At 65.8% G+C, this 16,875-nt stretch carries 16 protein-coding genes and 1 pseudogene; 7 read left to right on the forward strand and 10 right to left on the reverse strand.

What is annotated here, in order from left to right:
• Nucleotides 1-9 precede the first annotated feature (9 nt).
• On the forward strand, nucleotides 10-2,790 hold the full coding sequence (locus AC1ZV1_RS06085; protein WP_484295939.1) for an ATP-binding protein: 2,781 nt from the start codon (nucleotides 10-12) through the stop codon (nucleotides 2,788-2,790).
• Between the two features lie 60 nt (nucleotides 2,791-2,850).
• Here AC1ZV1_RS06085 and AC1ZV1_RS06090 read toward each other — a convergent pair whose 3' ends face one another.
• The 3 genes from AC1ZV1_RS06090 to AC1ZV1_RS06100 form a co-directional block, all read right to left on the reverse strand.
• Nucleotides 2,851-4,323, reverse strand: a complete 1,473-nt coding sequence (locus AC1ZV1_RS06090) for an inorganic phosphate transporter (protein ID WP_484295940.1) — start codon at nucleotides 4,321-4,323, stop codon at nucleotides 2,851-2,853.
• A gap of 285 nt (nucleotides 4,324-4,608) precedes the next feature.
• Nucleotides 4,609-4,824, reverse strand: coding sequence for a hypothetical protein (locus tag AC1ZV1_RS06095; protein ID WP_259759449.1), 216 nt, complete (start codon nucleotides 4,822-4,824; stop codon nucleotides 4,609-4,611).
• A gap of 240 nt (nucleotides 4,825-5,064) precedes the next feature.
• On the reverse strand, nucleotides 5,065-6,141 hold the full coding sequence (locus tag AC1ZV1_RS06100) for a sigma-54 interaction domain-containing protein (protein ID WP_484295941.1): 1,077 nt from the start codon (nucleotides 6,139-6,141) through the stop codon (nucleotides 5,065-5,067).
• A 223-nt stretch (nucleotides 6,142-6,364) separates the two neighbouring features.
• Between AC1ZV1_RS06100 and AC1ZV1_RS06105 the strand changes: the two genes are divergently transcribed.
• The gene (locus tag AC1ZV1_RS06105; protein ID WP_484295942.1) at nucleotides 6,365-6,670 is read left to right on the forward strand and encodes a PsiF family protein; all 306 of its coding nucleotides are present in this window, start codon (nucleotides 6,365-6,367) and stop codon (nucleotides 6,668-6,670) included.
• 180 nt (nucleotides 6,671-6,850) lie between these two features.
• On the opposite strand, the gene AC1ZV1_RS06110 is transcribed toward AC1ZV1_RS06105, so the two are convergent.
• The 3 genes from AC1ZV1_RS06110 to dmeF form a co-directional block, all read right to left on the reverse strand.
• Entirely contained in the window at nucleotides 6,851-6,985 is a 135-nt protein-coding gene (locus AC1ZV1_RS06110; protein ID WP_017519380.1) for a hypothetical protein, read from the reverse strand.
• 78 nt (nucleotides 6,986-7,063) lie between these two features.
• Nucleotides 7,064-7,993 (reverse strand): pseudouridine synthase, encoded by a 930-nt coding sequence (locus AC1ZV1_RS06115; protein WP_484295943.1) that lies wholly within the window; start codon nucleotides 7,991-7,993, stop codon nucleotides 7,064-7,066.
• Nucleotides 7,994-8,092: 99 nt separating this feature from the next.
• Nucleotides 8,093-9,043, reverse strand: coding sequence for a CDF family Co(II)/Ni(II) efflux transporter DmeF (gene dmeF / locus AC1ZV1_RS06120; RefSeq protein ID WP_484295944.1), 951 nt, complete (start codon nucleotides 9,041-9,043; stop codon nucleotides 8,093-8,095).
• Between the two features lie 60 nt (nucleotides 9,044-9,103).
• Between dmeF and AC1ZV1_RS06125 the strand changes: the two genes are divergently transcribed.
• The gene (locus AC1ZV1_RS06125; RefSeq protein WP_024764116.1) at nucleotides 9,104-9,379 is read left to right on the forward strand and encodes a metal/formaldehyde-sensitive transcriptional repressor; all 276 of its coding nucleotides are present in this window, start codon (nucleotides 9,104-9,106) and stop codon (nucleotides 9,377-9,379) included.
• Between the two features lie 20 nt (nucleotides 9,380-9,399).
• Here AC1ZV1_RS06125 and AC1ZV1_RS06130 read toward each other — a convergent pair whose 3' ends face one another.
• A complete protein-coding gene (locus tag AC1ZV1_RS06130; protein ID WP_484295945.1) occupies nucleotides 9,400-9,630 on the reverse strand; it encodes a DUF2789 domain-containing protein in 231 nt (76 codons plus the stop codon).
• Between the two features lie 170 nt (nucleotides 9,631-9,800).
• Here AC1ZV1_RS06130 and AC1ZV1_RS06135 point away from each other — a divergent pair, with 170 nt between their 5' ends.
• Both AC1ZV1_RS06135 and AC1ZV1_RS06140 read left to right on the forward strand, forming a co-directional pair.
• Entirely contained in the window at nucleotides 9,801-11,003 is a 1,203-nt protein-coding gene (locus AC1ZV1_RS06135; protein WP_484295946.1) for an MFS transporter, read from the forward strand.
• A 49-nt stretch (nucleotides 11,004-11,052) separates the two neighbouring features.
• Complete coding sequence (locus tag AC1ZV1_RS06140) at nucleotides 11,053-11,568, forward strand: DUF6882 domain-containing protein (protein ID WP_484295947.1); 516 nt, start codon at nucleotides 11,053-11,055, stop codon at nucleotides 11,566-11,568.
• A 10-nt stretch (nucleotides 11,569-11,578) separates the two neighbouring features.
• On the opposite strand, the gene AC1ZV1_RS06145 is transcribed toward AC1ZV1_RS06140, so the two are convergent.
• A complete protein-coding gene (locus AC1ZV1_RS06145; RefSeq protein WP_484295948.1) occupies nucleotides 11,579-12,196 on the reverse strand; it encodes a glutathione S-transferase family protein in 618 nt (205 codons plus the stop codon).
• Between the two features lie 128 nt (nucleotides 12,197-12,324).
• On the opposite strand from AC1ZV1_RS06145, the gene AC1ZV1_RS06150 reads away from it, so the two are divergent.
• Nucleotides 12,325-13,215 carry a LysR substrate-binding domain-containing protein gene (locus AC1ZV1_RS06150; protein ID WP_484295949.1) on the forward strand — a complete coding sequence of 297 codons (891 nt, stop codon included), beginning with the start codon at nucleotides 12,325-12,327 and terminating at the stop codon, nucleotides 13,213-13,215.
• 96 nt (nucleotides 13,216-13,311) lie between these two features.
• On the opposite strand, the gene AC1ZV1_RS06155 is transcribed toward AC1ZV1_RS06150, so the two are convergent.
• Both AC1ZV1_RS06155 and ppk2 read right to left on the reverse strand, forming a co-directional pair.
• Nucleotides 13,312-14,706 (reverse strand): cytochrome B6, encoded by a 1,395-nt coding sequence (locus AC1ZV1_RS06155; protein WP_484295950.1) that lies wholly within the window; start codon nucleotides 14,704-14,706, stop codon nucleotides 13,312-13,314.
• A gap of 269 nt (nucleotides 14,707-14,975) precedes the next feature.
• Nucleotides 14,976-15,794, reverse strand: a complete 819-nt coding sequence (gene ppk2, locus AC1ZV1_RS06160; RefSeq protein WP_484295951.1) for a polyphosphate kinase 2 — start codon at nucleotides 15,792-15,794, stop codon at nucleotides 14,976-14,978.
• A gap of 183 nt (nucleotides 15,795-15,977) precedes the next feature.
• Between ppk2 and AC1ZV1_RS06165 the strand changes: the two are divergent.
• Nucleotides 15,978-16,821 (forward strand): annotated as a pseudogene (locus AC1ZV1_RS06165) (VirK/YbjX family protein).
• Nucleotides 16,822-16,875 lie beyond the last annotated feature (54 nt).

The raw sequence follows: 16,875 nt of genomic DNA on the forward strand, positions 1-16,875 counted from the left end.
GGCGGTTGCATGTTCGATTTCTGGCGCTCCCGGTCCTCGGCCCAACATGAACGGGCCGACAACCCGCCGCCCAATCGCCCCCTGGCGGCGCGGCGACGTCCTGCCTTGCCGCCTTCGGAGGTCGCGGAGCCGGTGGTCACCGGACACTGGGATCTCTGGCTGGAGCTGGACAGCCGGGATCGCATCATCGCGCGCGGCGGCAGCCTGGCCCATCGGCTGCTCCCGCCGTCCCCGGGAAACGGTGAACTGCCGGTACTGGGGGATTACCTGGATCGGCGTATCCCCGGCAGCATGCAGGTCTCCGGCCTGCGCGGCGGCGAGCGGCTCGATCTGGTGTTGCGCAGCACCGGCGACCTGCCATTGGTCTGCCGCTTCCAGGCCGTGCTGCAGGCCAACGAGCACTGCCTCCTGCTGGGCACGGACATCTCCGACCTGAACTGGCAGTCCGACAGCCAGCAGCACAAGCTGCAATGCCTGAGCCTCAGCAAGCTGCTGCTGGCGCGCCTGCGTCACAGCTCGCAGCGCCGCCTTGGCGAGGCGGTCGGCGAGGTGCTGGAAGCCTTCTGCAGCAACTTCCACATGCGCAGCATGGCGCTGCTGTTGGAGGCGCCGGACCAGATCCTGCGGGTCTTTGCCTGCTACGTGAAGCCTGGCTTCGACAGCCTGCTGCGGGAAAACCTGGCGCTACCCGGCGACGAACTGCGCGCTGCCAGCGCGGCTTGTCTGCTGGGGGCGGATAACAGTCCGTCGGCGCTGCTTCATTCGCTGTGTTGCGAGCAGCTCTACCTGATTCCGGCGCCCGTGCGTGGCGGCCGGCTGGCCGGGTTGCTGGCCGAGCCCATGGAGCATGGCGGCAGTTGGCCGGGGCTGGCGCCGAGCGACTGGCAGTACCTGGCGGAGATACTCACCAACCTCGTGCACGAGCGCACCGAGCTGCACAGCCTGCGCGACAGCAGCCGGCGCCTGAGTCTGTTGCAGGACATGGTCGGCGGTGGCTGGTGGCGGTTGCGGGTCGACGAGGGCCTGTTCGAATTGTCGCCGGCCGTCGCGGCCAGCCTCGGCTTGCCTGCCGGCCAACTGCAACTGGCGCTGGGTGACCTGCTGAGTCAGTTGCACCCGGCCGATGCCGACGAGCTCAGTCTGCGTCTGCGCAACCTGCAACCCGGTGGGCGGCTGGTGCAGGACCTGCGCCTGCGCGGTGGCGCTTCCACCCAGACCCGCCGCTGGCTGCGCCTGCAGGGGCGGCGGCAGGCGCGCGCCGGCGACCAGCTGATGGATGGCGTGCTGCTGGATATCAGCGAGGGCAAGCTGCAGGAAGAGCAGGCGCTGGCCGCCCACGCGCGGCTGCGCAACCTGATCGATAGCGCGCCGGTGGTCATCTACGTGCAGCGTGTGGAGGAGGGCCACCTGATTCCGGAGTTCTACAGCGAGAGCGCCGGCAACCTGCTCGGTCTCGACCTGCAGGGCCAGAACTGGCAAGCGCTGGCCGAGCGGGTGCATCCGGAGGATCTGGAAACTTTCCTTGATCGCGGTCGTGAGCTCCTGCGCGAGGGCCGCGTGCGCACCGAATACCGCCTGCGCGACAGCGCCGGCGAATGGCACTGGCTGTACGACGAAGCCAAGCTGCTGCGCGACATCCAGGGCATTCCGCAGGAGGCTGTCGGCCTCTGGCTGGACGTCACCGAGCAGCACCTCGCCGCGCTGCAGATCGCCGAGAGCGAGGAGCGCTACCGCGTACTGGTCGAAGACTCGCCGGCGCTGATCTGTCGCTACGACCCGGATCTGCAACTGACCTTCGTCAACCACACCTTCGCCCAGGTGCTCGGCGAGCCGGTGGACGCGCTGCTTGGCCGGCGCCTGGATGACTGGCTCTCGGAGCAGGACTGCAGCGCCCTGCGCGCACGCCTGGTCGGTGGTGGTCAGAGCGTGGCGGACGATTCCTGGGAGCTGCGTTTCTGCCTGCCGGGCCAGCGCAATCTCTGGCTGATCTGGTCGGACCGGCCATTGCTGGACGCCCAGGGGCAACTGGTGGAGGTCCAGGCCGTGGGCCGCGACAACACCGCCGTGCGCCACGCCCAGCAGCAGCTGGCCCAGGGCGCGAAGATGGCGAGCCTCGGCGAGATGGTCAGTGGCATGGCCCATGAGATGAAGCAGCCGCTGCATGTCATGCGGATGTCTCTTTATAACGCCCGGCAGAAGCTGGGCGAGCCGGAATACCTGAAGGAAAAGCTGGAGCGCGCCGACGCGCAGATCGATCGGCTGTCGCGGGTGATCAGCCACATGGGCGTGTTCAGCCGCAAGTCGGAGCTGGAGGCTGCTCCCTTCGATCCCTACGATGCCTGTGAGGGTGCCATCGCGCTGCTGGGCGAGAGCCTGACGCAGCAGGGCATCAGCCTTGAATGCCGGCCGCCAGCGCAGCGGGTGGTGGTCCGCGGCTACGCCGACCAGCTCGAACAGGTGCTGATCAACCTGCTGGCGAACGCCCGCGATGCGCTGCTCGCACGGGGGGAGGAGGGCGCACGGTGGATCGGTGTGTCGCAGGAACCTTGTACGGACGATGGCTGGGTCGAGGTGCACGTACGTGACAACGCCGGTGGTATCCCGCCGGCAGTGATCGAGCGCATCTTCGAGGCCTTCTTCACCACCAAACCCATCGGCAAGGGCACCGGTCTTGGCCTGTCGGTGAGCCACGACCTGATCCGCAACATGGGGGGCAGCCTGTCTGTGGATAACTACAAGGGTGGAGCGCGATTCGTGATCCGCCTGCCGCGGCAGGTGATCAGCCTTTGAGCCGCCGGAAATGAAAAACGCCTGCAGATGCAGGCGTTTTTCGTGGTGCGCGGCGCGGGATCAGCCGACGAAGCGCGAGGACAGCCAGAACAGGCCGGCGGCCAGCGCGATCGACACGGGCAGGGTCAGTACCCAGGCCATGAGGATGTTGCGGATCGTGCTGCCTTGCAGGCCGCTGCGGTTCGCTACCATGGTGCCTGCGACGCCCGAGGACAACACGTGTGTCGTGGAGACCGGCAGGCTGTAGATGTTGGCCATGCCGATGGCGGCGGTCGCGGTGAGCTGGGCGGCGATGCCCTGGGCGTAGGTCATGCCCTGCTTGCCGATCTTCTCGCCAACGGTGAGCACCACGCGTTTCCAGCCGACCATGGTACCGATGCCCAGGGCCAGGGCCACCGCGATGATCACCCAGAAGGGCGCGTACTCGGTGGTGCTGGTCAGGTCCTTGCGCAGCTTCTCCAGGTCCGCCTTCTCGCGGGACGGCAGCTCGGACAGCTTGCCGACCTTCTTCGCGGTGTCGTCCAGGCACAGCAGGTAGCGGCGTACCTGCACGCGCTCGTCGTCGTTCAGTTCGGTATAGCTGGAGACGCCATGCAGGTCTTTCAGCAGGCCCTTGAGGGTCGCTTCGGTCTGCTTCGGCTCGCAACGATACAGGTCCGGCATGTCCGCTTCGCCGGCCTTGCCCAGGGCGAGCATCTCGCCAAGGGTGTCGGAGTGGCGGTTGTAGAACTGCTGCAGGTGGATGGCGGCGTCGCGGGTGCGCTCGATCTGGTAGGTGGTGCTGTTCAGGTCGAGGACGAACTTGGCCGGGACGATGCCGATCAGCACCAGCATGATCAGGCCGATGCCTTTCTGGCCGTCGTTGGAGCCGTGCACGAAGCTCACGGTCATGGCCGAGATCACCAGCACCAGGCGGTTCCAGAAGGGCGGATGCTTCTTCTCGTCGACGTCGCGGCGGGTTTCCGGCGTCTTGTGCATCTTCGACAGCGGGTACAGCCATTTCAGGCCGATCAGCAGGGCGCCGGCGACGATGAAGCCGGCGAGCGGCGAGAAGATCAGCGACAGGCCGATGTCGATGGCCTTGCCCCAGTTGATCCCGTCGGCCACCGGCACGCCGTTGAGCAGGGCATTCGCCAGGCCCACGCCGAGGATCGAGCCGATCAGGGTGTGCGAGCTGGAGGCGGGGATACCGAAGTACCAGGTGCCCAGGTTCCAGGTGATGGCCGCGGCGAGCAGCGAGAACACCATGGCCAGGCCGTGGCCGGTGTTCACATTGATCAGCAGCTCCACCGGCAGCAGGTGGACGATCGCGTAGGCGACGCCGACGCCACCGAGCAACACGCCGAGGAAGTTGAATATGCCGGAGAGGATCACCGCGCGGTACGGGGACATGGCCTTGGTGTAGATGACCGTGGCCACCGCGTTGGCGGTGTCGTGGAAGCCGTTGATGAACTCGAAGGCCAGGACGAACGTGAGTGCCAGCACCAGGCTGATACCCACCCAGACATCGAGTCCGCTGAAGAGATCGAACATGAAGATTCTATGACCGGTCGGAGACGGGGCGGCGATTATGCCAGAAGCTTGGAGCACCGTATTTAGGCTGAAACGGTTTCTCCAATTTGCGCGACGCCTCGTCGCACGGCGCTTTCAGGCAGGGTGGAAAAAGTTTGCAATGCTTCCACGCGGGCTGCCGGCCCATCGGATGAGTGTGTGCAGGTCGGCTGGCGGGCTCCCCCACGGAGCGCTGCTCGCCCTTCAGCTCAAGACGCCCGGCAGCAGAGTCGGATGCGTCTTTCAGCCTGGCGCCGTACCTGCGATTTAAAGGGAAGCGGCTTCCTGATCCTTTTTCAGTCGTTCTTCTTCGATTCTTTCCAGCTCCCGGTCGAAGGCCTTGTCCTGCACGCTGGGTCGCTTGCGCCAGGGCTTTCTTTCGGGTTCGGGCTGGGCGGCATAAAGGGTCACTTCGCCGCCCTGTTCATCCTTGAAACGTTGCTCCTGGCGCTCGAGTTCCGCGCGCAGTTCGTCTTTGGTCACGATGGTTCCTGATGACAAAAAGCTTGATGACTTGAAGATGATGACGAGACGCTGATAACGGCGGGCCATTCACTGGCGACCGTCGTCCACGTGGACGGCGTTCTGCCAGTGTAGACGCTCAGTGTGCACTGGCGTGCCGGCCGCAGAGCCGGCGCGGATTATAACCTTTCGCAGGGGGACGCCGGGCGAGGATCGCCGACGGACGGTTTCAGGCCAGAGCTGGCGCGGGCTGAAAGCACCTCAGCCGGTGCGGCTGAGGTTCAGTTCGCCGATTTTCTCCAGGCGCGCGCGGACGATGTTGCGGCTGATGCCGAGCAGGCGGCCGGTCTGCAGCTGGTTCCCGTGGCAGAAGTGGTAAGCGGTGCGGAACAGCACTTCCTCGACATGTTCGTAGAGGTCGGGCTTGTTGCTCTCGAACAGCTCCAGCAGTGCTTGCTCCAGAGTGGCCTCGACGCGCGGGGCGAGTGCGTGGGGGAAGGATTCGTGGCGCAGGTGATCGTGGCGCGGCGCCGATGGCAACTCGGCCAACTGCAGATCGCCCGGTTGCACCTGCTGGTTGCGGCAGACCAGCAGTGCGTGGTGGATGGCGTTCTCCAGCTCGCGGATGTTGCCTGGCCAGGTGTGACCCAGCAGTTTGCGCTCGGCCTCGGGGCTTAGGGAGGCGCGGTTGTAGCCCAGGCGCTGGCAGTGCTCCTCGAGGAAGAATTCGGCCAGCGGCAGAATGTCGCCGGGACGTTCGCGCAGCGGGGGCAGGCGGATGGTGGCGACGTGCAGGCGGTAGAACAGGTCCTCGCGGAAGTGCCCGGCCACCACGGCGTCCGCCAGGTTGACGTTGGTCGCGGCCACGACCCGCACGTTGATCGGCACCGGCGTGCGCGAACCCAGGCGCACGACTTCGCGCTCCTGGAGCACGCGCAGCAGCTTCACCTGCATGTTCAGCGGCAGGTCGCCGATCTCGTCGAGGAACAGGGTGCCGCCATTGGCCGATTCGAACCAGCCTGCCTTGCTGCTGGTGGCGCCGGTGTAGGCACCTTTCTCGTGACCGAACAGCTCGCTTTCCACCAGCGTCTCTGAAAAGGCGCCGCAGTTCACCGCAACGAAGGGCGCCGTGCTGCGTCGGCTCAGCTTGTGGATATGTCGCGCGACCAGCTCCTTGCCGGTACCGGTCTCGCCGATGATCAGGGCGTTGGCTTCGCTGGGCGCCAGGCGCTCGATGCGGTTGAGCAGTTCCTGCGAGCGCGGGTCCTTGAACACCAGCACCGTGGCGCGGACCGATTTGGTTTGCTCGCGGGCATTGGGAAGGGTCAACAGCGACATGGCAGGTTCCTGGCGTACCGAGTGAGTGGCAGCGCCATACTGCGACATTTTTAATATTTCAAAAAATTATCAATTCGAATTTATATATAACCATTTCTGTTTTTATGCCGGGAACGACGCGCCTGACCGTGTGACGCAGGGCGCTGCATCGCATCGCAGGCCTCGCGAATGCTGGCCTGCGAGCTACGCTCAGGGTGGCAATTCCATCCAGGGAGACCACTCCATGACCACCGTTCGGATTCCGCTGCTCGTCCTGACTCTGCTGTTCTCGGCGCAAGGCTTCGCTGCCACCGCCGCGCAGACCGCGCAGCAGGAGAAAATGAAAACCTGCAACGCCGACGCCACCACCAAGGCGCTCAAGGGTGATGAACGCAAAGCCTTCATGAGTTCCTGTCTGAAAGCCGGCGGCGATACCAAGGCAATGACGCCGCAGCAGGAGAAGATGAAGTCCTGCAATGCCGATGCGACCAAGAAGGCGCTCAAGGGCGATGAACGCAAGACGTTCATGAGCACTTGCCTGAAGAAGTGAGGATGGAGCGCGGCAGCGCCGCGCGGTATGACAAAGGGCAGCCATGGCTGCCCTTTTTATTGCGTTGATATTCGCGGGCCGATTTCTACAGGCCGGAAAACACCAGCCAGGCCGTGGCCAGGGCGTACAGGACGATCACCGCATCCATGCGCAGCGCAGGTGGGAGTCGCTGCACGAGATTCATTTCTTGGCCACCGCGGACCAGAAGCCCTGGGCATTGCGGAAGGGCTGGCGGGCCATCTGTTCGGGACGGGTGATGCCATCGGCACGCAGGGCGTTGACGAGGGCGGAAAAGGACTTGGCGCTGTAGCTCATGTTCGGCTCCTGATGCTTTCTCTCCTTGGGGTGGAGCTATGAAAACACCGGGGCCACTATCGACGGAAATGGATCGCCTTAAGGGTGACCATCGATGAAATTGATGGAAGGCCAGGAGAGCTCGAGCTGGCTCCTGAAATGCCGTGCCTCGCCGGTGACCGGGTCGATGAACGCCAGCTGCCGGGCCAGCAGCTTCAGCGGCTTGTCGAAGTCTTCCGGCGGGCGCTCGCCGCGCGGCGGCAGGGTCGGGTAGAGCGGATCGAAGCACAGCGCCGCGCCCAGGCCGGACATGTGTACGCGCAGCTGGTGGCGCTTGCCGGAGACCGGGTGCAGTCCGTAGCGCCAGAGGTCGCCGCGCTGCTCCAGCACCTCGATGCGGGTTTCGCTGTTGGGCGTGCCGTCCACTTCCTGCATGCGGATGAAGGGATCGCCCTCGACCATCCGCGAACGGTGCACCCGTGGGAATTCCAGCAGTGGCAGCGCCGGCGCGATGGCCTCGTACATCTTGTGGATGCGTCGCTCGCGGAACAGCGCCTGGTAGGCGTCGCGATTCTGCGGGGTGGTGGAGAACAGCACCAGCCCGGCGGTGAGCCGGTCGATGCGATGCAGCGGCACCAGCAGCGGGTTGTCCAGGCGCTTGGCAAGCCGGGCGAGGAGGGTTTCCTCGACGTACTGGCCCGCGGGCGTCACCGGCAGGAAGTGCGGCTTGTCCGCCACCACCAGGTGCTCATCGGCGTAGAGGATGTTTTCCTGGAAGGGGATCGGCGCCTCCTGCGACACCTCGCGGAAGTAATGGATGCGCAGCGCTTCGCGGTAGGGGTGTTCGGGGCCGATGGGCTGGCCGTCGCTGTCCAGCACCTTGCCGCGCGCCATGCGGTCCAGCCAGGTATCGCGGCTGATCGCCGGGAAGCGCGCGCACAGGCAGTCCAGCACGGTCGACCAGGGACCGGCAGGCAGGTGCAGGGTGCTGGCGCGTTGCTGGGCGGCGGAGAAGCGGGGGCTGGACATCGTCGGGCGGGACCGTGTTTCGACAGGCTGCGCATTAGGCCGCAGCGGCGTGGCGGTCGTCAAAGCCGCCACGACTTCCGGTCCGGCCCCGAGCGGTCGTCAGGCGGAGACCCGGTCGATCTCCACCGTGATATGCGCCAGTTCCTCGTGGACCTGCAGGCGCTGGCGCACCAGTTCCGGCGTCAGGTCCCCGCTGCTGGCCAGGCTGAGAATGCAGGCGTAGCGCGACTTGCCGACGCGCCACAGGTGCAGGTCGGTGATGCGTGCCGGTTGTGGCAGTTCGGCGACCACCTCGCGGATTTCCTCCACCACCGGATCGTTCATCTCGGCATCCAGCAGCACCCGGCCGCTCTGCTTGAGCAGGCCGACCGACCAGATGGCCACCAGCACGGCGCCGACCATGCCCATCAGCGGGTCGAGCCAGGCAGCGCCCCAGAGCAGGCCGCCGATCAGGGCGATGATCGCCGCCACCGAGGTAGCCGCGTCGGCCAGCACGTGCAGGTAGGCGGCGCGCAGGTTCAGGTCATGGTCGTGGTCATGGCCCTGATGGTGATGATCGTGTCCGTGTCCATGATCGTGATCATGGTGATGGTGCTCGCCCCGCAGCAGCCAGGCACAGGCCAGGTTCACCAGCAGGCCGATCACCGCGATGGCGATGGCCTGCTGGTAGTGGATCGGCGTGGGGGAGAGCAGCCGGGCGACGGACTCGAACATCATCAGCGCCGCCACGCCCAACAGCAGGATGGCGCTGGTGTAGCTGGCGAGAATCTCGATCTTGAAGGTGCCGAAGGCGAAGCGCGGATCGCCCTTGAAGCGCCGCGCTGCGACGTAGGCGAAGAACGCCAGGCCCAGTGCCAGGGCATGGGAACTCATGTGCCAGCCGTCGGCGAGCAGGGCCATGGAGTTGAAGATCCAACCACCAGTGATTTCCACCACCATCATCACGGCGGTCAGCAGCGCGGCGCGCAGGGTGTTGCGTTCGGCAAGCGGGTTGCCTTCGTGGAACTGGTGGTCGTGGCGCCCGTCTTGCGGGTGAGCGGCGTGCTGCATGATGATGGTCCACAGAATCAATCTGGATACTATACCCCAGTATACCTTTGGAGTTTTGCCGTGGGACATACCATCAAGGACCAGAAGAAGCTGCTGACCCGGGTGCGGCGCATCAAGGGCCAGAGCGAGGCGCTGGAGCGTGCGCTGGAGGCGGGCAGCGAATGTGCGGCGATCCTGCAGCAGATCGCCGCCATCCGCGGCGCGGTGAATGGCCTGATGGCCGAGGTGCTCGAGGGCCATCTGCGCGACCACCTGGGCGCCGAGGACCGCACCGCGGCGCAGCGCCACGAAGACCTGGAACAGGTCATGGGGGTGCTGCGTTCCTACCTGAAGTAGCGCGCCTCAAACCGTGCGGCTCAGTTGGACAGTCGCACCGCGAGTTCGTCGGCTTCCTCGGTCCAGTCCGAGTCCTGTTGCAGCGCCTCGCGCAGGAACTGCGACTGGGCGGCGTTCCAGAACGGCGCGTCCGGCAGTTTCTGGCCGTCGGCAAGGCGGTGGCTGCCGAGGAAGGCATCGATCTCCTTGCGCCCGTCGGGCAGTCCCAGTTGCTTGAACAGGGCGCTCAGGCTGTGCTGGCTGGTATCCATGACGATCTCCTTGATGCAGGTGGAGCGCGCCGCCACGGCGCGCGGCAGTGGAACAACTATAGGAGCCTCTGCCGAGGAGCAAGGTTCGGATTGGCAATCGGGACGGAAATAGATAGCCTGCTTTCAATCGTCCCCGTTACCCGCTCCGCTATCCATCGTCAGGCCCGTCCATGAGCTCGTCCGAGCAGCGAACCGCCTCCGTTACCCTGCGCATCCTCGCGACCGTCTTCTTCACCTTCGTCCTGTTCCTGAGCATCGGCCTGCTGCTGCCGGTGCTGCCCGGCTTCGTCCACGAAGGCCTGGGCTACTCCACCGTGGTTGCCGGCGTGGTGATCGGCCTGCAGTACATCGCCACCCTGGTGTCCCGCCCGCTGGCGGGTTACGTGGCCGACACCTACGGGGCCAAGCGCGCCGTGCTCTACGGCCTGGGCGTGCTGGGTATCGGTGGCGTTCTGGTGCTGGCGTCCACCAGTGTCGAGCCGGTGACCTGGCTGAGCCTCACGCTGCTGCTCGCGAGTCGCCTGCTGTTCGGCCTGGCGCAGGGGCTGCTGGGGATCGGCACGGCGAGCTGGGGCATCGCGCTGGTCGGCACCCAGAACACCGCCAGGGTGATTTCCTGGAACGGCATCGTCAGCTACGGCGGTATCGCCATTGGCGCGCCGCTGGGCGTGACGATGTCGGCCTCGCTGGGCCTGTGGAGCCTGGGCGTGAGCATCCTCGTGCTCACCGCGCTGGGCTGGCTGGCGGCCCGAGGCCGGGCGGAGGTCCCGACCATTCCCGGCGTGCGCATGGCCTTCCATGCCGTGCTCGGTCGCGTGCTGCCCTACGGGATGTGCGTAATGCTCGGGTCCATCGGCTTCGGCACCCTGGCGACCTTCATCACCCTCTATTACGGCAGCCAGGGCTGGGCAAACCCGGCCTGGTGCCTGACCGCCTTCGGCGTCTGCTTCGTCGGCGCGCGGCTGATCTTCTCGGGCATGGTCAATCGCTTCGGCGGCTTTGCTGTGGCGGTGGTCTGCCTGGGCGTCGAGGTCTTCGGCCTGCTGCTGCTCTGGCAGGCACCGGGGCCTGGTTTCGCATTGCTCGGCGCGGCGCTCACCGGCTGCGGCCTGTCGCTGGTCTATCCGTCGCTGGGCGTCGAGGCGGTCCTGCGGATTCCGGCCAGCAGCCGCAGTGCCGGCCTGGGCGCCTACGCGTTGTTCTTTGATCTGGCGATGGGCGTCGCCGGCCCGCTGATGGGCCTGGTTGCCGCTCGCCATGGCTACGCCTCGATCTTCCTGGTTGCCGCCGGGCTGGCGCTGTGCGGCTTCTTTATCTGTTTCGGCCTGCTGCGTTTCACCCGGCAACAGCACGAGGAGTTGCCGCGGGACTGACGGCGCTCCCATCTCCCCTGATTACCCACTGACCGTTGAAGGATCGACCATGCGTTTTTTCAAGCGCCTTCTGGGCAAGGAAACCCCTCGGAGCGCCCCCGCTTCCGCGTTCCAGGATTTCCTGGAGCAATGCGTCGCCGAGCTGACGGCGAAGGCAGGTGTGCACGACGCCACCTGGCATCTCAGCGAGTGTTCGTGGAGCGTTGATCAGGACAGCGGCGTCATCGAGTTCGCCCATCCCGACGGCCTCGTCGCGACGTGTCCGGTGCAGATCGTGGGGACCTACAACACGGCGGATGGCACCTGGCTGTGGGGGTGGGATCACCCGTCGGTGGTGGCGCCGCTGCAGGAGCACGCGTTCGCCGTGCGCCAGTATGGCGAGGAGAACGGCATCGATTGTCTCACCACGCAGAAACTGGCGTGCAGCCAGGAGCAGGCGTGGGAGTTCACTGCCCTGGCCTGCAAGCTCTGCGGGGCGCAGGGCGCTTATCGAGGCCCGGCAGGCAGCGCGTTCGTCTTCATGACCTTTGGCAATGTCACCCTGAGCAAGCCCCAGGGCGACTGAGTCGGGCGCTTCACACCGGCGGGAAGGCTTTGAACACGTCCAGTGCTTCAGCCTGTTCCGCCCAGTCGCGCACCGCCGGGTAGCTGTCGGCTGGAATAGCTTCCGAATGCAGCAGCTGCACGAACGTCCAGGCTACCGCGATGCTCAGGCCGGCCTGGTCCAGCGGTGCGCCCACATCCAGCGACATCTCGCGTAATTCGCTCTCCAGTTGCGCCAGAGCGGCGTGCAGCTGCTGGTCGACGCGCTCCTGCCAGGTGCCGAGTTGCTTGTCTTCCGGCCGCTGCTGCTCGTAGTAGCGCTGCACCGCCTTCTCCATGACCGCCAGGGCCAGGCCCAGCTGGCGCGTGGCGCGTACCCGCGCGGCAGGCTCGGCGGGCATCAGGCTGCGCCCGGCGAGGTGTTCGAAGCAGTCGATGATCAGCGTGGAATCCATCAGCACCTGGCCGTCGCCCAGCACCAGCGTCGGTGCCTTGACGACCGGGTTGATGCCGCGGAACTCCTCGTAGGTGCGGAACACCGACAGCGACTGGTGGCTGAACTCGATGCCGAGCAGGCGCAGGGTGATGGCGACGCGGCGCACGTAGGGCGAGTCGAGCATGCCGATCAGGTGCGGAAGCTTCTGTTGCATGGGCACATCCTGTTAGTGGAGATTGCATCGTGGCTGGCGCGGTTTTCCGCGCGGTGGCCATGAATCTAGCGGCTTTGCCGGCTGGGAAATAGCGACGATTAGTGACCGATTCGGTTAGGAAAACTTACATGAGCGCATTGCCACCGCTCTCCGCGCTGCGCAGTTTCGAGGCCGTTGCCAGGCTCGGCAGCGTCACCCTCGCCGCCGGCGAGCTGCATGTCACCCATTCGGCCATCAGTCAGCAGGTGCGCCAACTGGAAAGCCTGCTCGGGATTACTCTCCTGCAACGCGAAGGGCGTGGGTTGCGCCTCAGCGAAGAGGGCCGTCTCTATGCCTTGCAGATCCGTGGTGCACTGCGCGATATCGCCGAGGCGACCCGGCTGGCCAAGGCGCGCCCTGGCGAGGATGAGCTGGTGGTGGCGCTCACGCCGTCCTTTGGCCAGAAATGGCTGTTGCCGCGCCTGCCGGTCTTTCGCGCGCGTTATCCACAGTACCGCTTGCGGTTGCTTGCCAGCCTGGAGGTGATGGACCTGCGCCAGGGCCTGGCCGACGTGGCCATCCGCATCGGCCAGGGGCACTGGGAAGGGCTGGCGCAGGAGCGCCTGTTCGAGGACGAGGTGGTAGTCGTCGCCGCGCCGGATTTCAACGGCGGCCAGCTACCCCGCAGCCCCGAAGACATTCTCCGTTGCCCGCGCGTCACCGGTTTCGAGTCCTGGCTGGGCTGGTGCCAGGCTGCCGGCGTGGCGGTACCGCAGGAGCCGGCGGAGTTCGTGGTGAACGACTCCAACCTGAGCATCGAGGCGGTGCGCATGGGACAGGGGATCGGCCTCGAACGCCGCAGCCTGGTGGCCGGTGCGCTGGACAGCGGTGAGCTGGTGGCCCTGAGCGACCTGCGCGTGCCCTACGGCTTCCCTTACTGGCTGGTGTGGCCCGAGCGCGAGGCGACCCAGGCCAAGGTGGCGGCGTTTGCCGGGTGGCTCTCCGGTGAGGTCGAGGCTTACCTGAGAGCCATTGAGTGAGGCGGGCTGACCGCAGGAGCAGATGCCGTCCGCGACAGGGCAGGAGCGCGCGGGACACCATCGCGGACGGAGTCCGCTGCTGCACAAGCACGGCCGTCAGAGCGCTCTCAGGTACGCCACCAGATCCGCCTTCTCCTCCTGGTTCAGCTTGCGTCCCAGCACCAGGTTGAAGAACTCGACGGTGTCGTCCAGCGTCAGCAGGCGATCGTCATGCAGGTATGGCGGCGAGTCCTTGATGCCGCGCAGGGGGAAAGTCTTGATCGGCCCATCGCCCACTGCCATCACGCCGTTGACCTCGGTCGGCTTGAAGAAACGTTCGGTCTTGAGGTTGTGCATCAGGTTGTCGGTGAAGTAGGGCGGGGTATGGCAGCCGGCGCAGGCGGCCTTGCCATGGAACAGCTGCTCGCCGCGCAGCTCCTGCTCGCTGGCCTTTGCCGGGATCAGCTTGCCCTCGATATCCAGCTTGGGCGCCGGCGGGAAGTCCAGCAGCGCCTGGAACTCGCCCATGAAGTGAACCTGGCTGCCCCGATCGAGGATGTTCACGCCCTTCTTGGTGGCGATCACCGGATCGCCGTCGAAGTAGGCGGCGCGCTGCTCGAACTCGGTGAAATCCTCCACCGTCTTCAGCGCCCGCTGCGAGCCGAACAGGCGCTGTACGTTCACCCCGCGCAGGGACGGGGTGTCGATGCGATGGCGGAACGCCTGCGGCCGTGCATCGCCCGCCAGGTGCGTCGCAGCATTGGTATGGCCGTTGGCGTGGCAGTCGAAACAGGCCACGCCGCGGCTGGGCATTTCGCTGCGGCGGTCATCGGTCTGGTTGAACTGCTGCTGGGCGAAGGGCGTGAGCAATAGGCGCAGGCCTTCGAGCTGCTTCGGATTGAGGATGCCGGCGAAGGTGTCGTAGTAGTTGAACAGGGTGATCTGGCGGCCCTTGGAGACATCGCCCAGGTCCGGGCGGGTGGTCAGGTAGATCGGCGCGGGGAACTCCGGGAGGAAGTGATCGGGCAGGTCGAAGTCCAGGTCGAAGCGGGTCAGGTCGCGTTTCTCCTGCTGGTTGATCTCCTCGATGAGGAAGTGCGGGAAGACCATCCCGCCTTCCGGATGATTGGGGTGCGGCAGCGGCAGGAAGCCGCCGGGGAAGAGACCTTTCTCGCGGATTTCATCGGGTGGGAGTTTCGCCAGCTCATCCCAGCTGGTGCCCTCGGGCAGCCTCACCCGAACGCCTTCCTGCACTGGCTTTCCGCGCGACATGGTCACCCCCTTGGCCGGCTTGTCGGCGAGGTCGTAGCGCTGTTCGAGCAGGGTCTTGTGGGCTTGCGCGATCTTCGGCTTGTCTGCCGTCATGCGTTTCATCACGCTGGGGAAGTCGTCGGTCTGGGTCGGGGCATAACTGGAGGGGAGTTTCTCTTCGGCACTTGCCGCCCCGCTGTGCAGGGCCATGGCCATCGACAGGGCGATCAGGCTCCATCGGTTCCGGACTGGCGTGTTCATCAGGCTTCCTCTTCTTGGTGTTGTGAGAAGGACGCGGCTCATGTTTGCAGGCACAGGCCTAGGTCAGGGCTCTGGCGTCAGCAAATAGGCGCAGCCTATGGCGTCGATTGAGAAAGACTGTGGGACATCCGGATGGGCGGTCCCGGCGTGCAGGGGCAGGGCGGTGCCGGATGCTGGCTTCTGGCCGGCTATAGACACGCAGGTTTCAGGCGGGATGGACGCTTAGCGCAAATCGATCCAGGGCCGGCGGGCACCGGCCCCGGTTGGCCTCAGAAGGCCTCGTCGATGTAGTGGATGGGGTAGTCGGGGCTCTTGTACTTGCCGATCTTGCCGCGCCGGGGCAGTTTCACCTCGTCGCGCGGGAGGGTCTTGTACGGCACGTGCTTGAGGATGTGGTTGATCACGTTCAGGCGCACGCGTTTCTTGTCTTCCGACGGCGCCACGATCCAGGGTGCCCAGGGCGAGTCGGTGGCGGCAAACATCAGGTCGCGCGCACGGGTGTAGTCGTCCCAGCGGGTGAAGGACTTCAGGTCCATCGGCGAGAGCTTCCAGGTCTTGCGGCCGTCGGTGATGCGGTCCTTCAGGCGGCGCTCCTGCTCCTCGGGGCTGACCTCCAGCCAGAACTTCAGCAGGATGATGCCGGACTCGGTGAGCATGCGCTCGAACAGCGGGGTCACGGCGAGGAACTTGTCGGCCTGTTCCTCGGTGCAGAAGCCCATCACCCGCTCGACGCCGGCGCGGTTGTACCAGCTGCGATCGAAGATCACCACCTCACCGGCGGACGGCAGGTGCTTGATGTAGCGCTGGGCGTAGAGCTGGGACTTTTCACGCTCGGTGGGCGTGGGCAGCGCCACCACGCGGAACACCCGCGGGCTGACGCGTTCGGTCAGCGCCTTGATGGTGCCGCCCTTGCCGGCGCCGTCGCGGCCCTCGAAGAGGATGCAGACCTTCAGGCCCTTGTGCACCACCCACTCCTGCAGCTTGACCAGTTCGACCGAGAGTTTGCGCAGGTGCTCCTCGTACTCCTTGTTCTTCATCTTCCCGGTCTGCTCGGGGGCCGGGTTCTTCGACTTGCTCTTCTTTCCCATCTCTTCCTCCATGGCTGGCCTGGAACGGCCGTCGAATCAGCATAGTCGCTGGCGGCGGTCGAGCAGGTTCGAATGCCGGGGTGCGGAGGCGGCAGGAGAGCCTCCTGGCGCGAGGCTCCTTAAGCCTTCCACAAGGTGCCGTGCGCACCATGGCGCAATCCTGTCTCCTGTCGCGAGCCCGTCATGCATCTGCGCTTCCTGCGTAATTCCGCCCAGAAGGTCGTGGCCCTGGTCAGCGCCCCGCGCCTGCATTGGCTGTGGTCGCGGCAGCGGGAGCGCCACCCGACGCTGAATGTCGCCTACAAGGGGCTGCCGATTTCCGCTCGCCGTCACCGCAAGACCTATCTCTGCCGGCACTGGAGCATCGCTCGTCGCCTGCGTGCGCTGCATGAGCACTACCGGCGCCTGGAGCAGTTGCCGGCGAGCTGGTCGCAGCGCCTGTTCGGCCTCCAGGGTATTGCCCTGTGCGACGTCGAGCTGAAGGGCGGCGAGTGGCTGTACCTGTCCCTGGAGCCCTCGGCGTTCGCCAAGGAGGGGGAGCTGGGGCTGTTCCTGCGTGACGCGACCGGCGAGCGCCTGTATTCCCTGAGTTTCTGCCTGCATCCTGATCGGCGGCCTGCAGGGCCCGCGCCCGAGCGTCGAGGCCGGCACGGTCAAATGGCTGGGCAAGGAAATGCACGGTCTGCGGCCGAAGAACCTGCTGGTGTCGGCCCTGTACGAGCTGTCCCGGTGCCTGGCATGCCCGCTGATCCTGGGCGTCAGTGATGCGGCGCACAGCTGCTCGGACAAGCTGCGCTCCAGCTACGACACCTTCTGGCAGGAGCTGCACGGCGTCAGGCATGAGCAGCACTGGTTCCGCCTGCCCGAGAGCGAGCCGGCCCGTGATATCGCCGACGTGAAGAGCCAGCGGCGCAGCGAGTTCCGCCGTCGCGAGGCCCTGCGCGACAGCGTGCTCGCGGACATCCGCCAGGCCTGGGCGCTCGATGTGGCAGCAGGGACCACTCGCTGGGCGCTGCCTCCCTCGTAAAAAGCTATCCCGCTCGGTCCTCTTTTGGTGAAATGCCCGTCGTACTTCGCGGGC

It is taken from the genome of Pseudomonas sp. BB438, assembly GCF_057180225.1.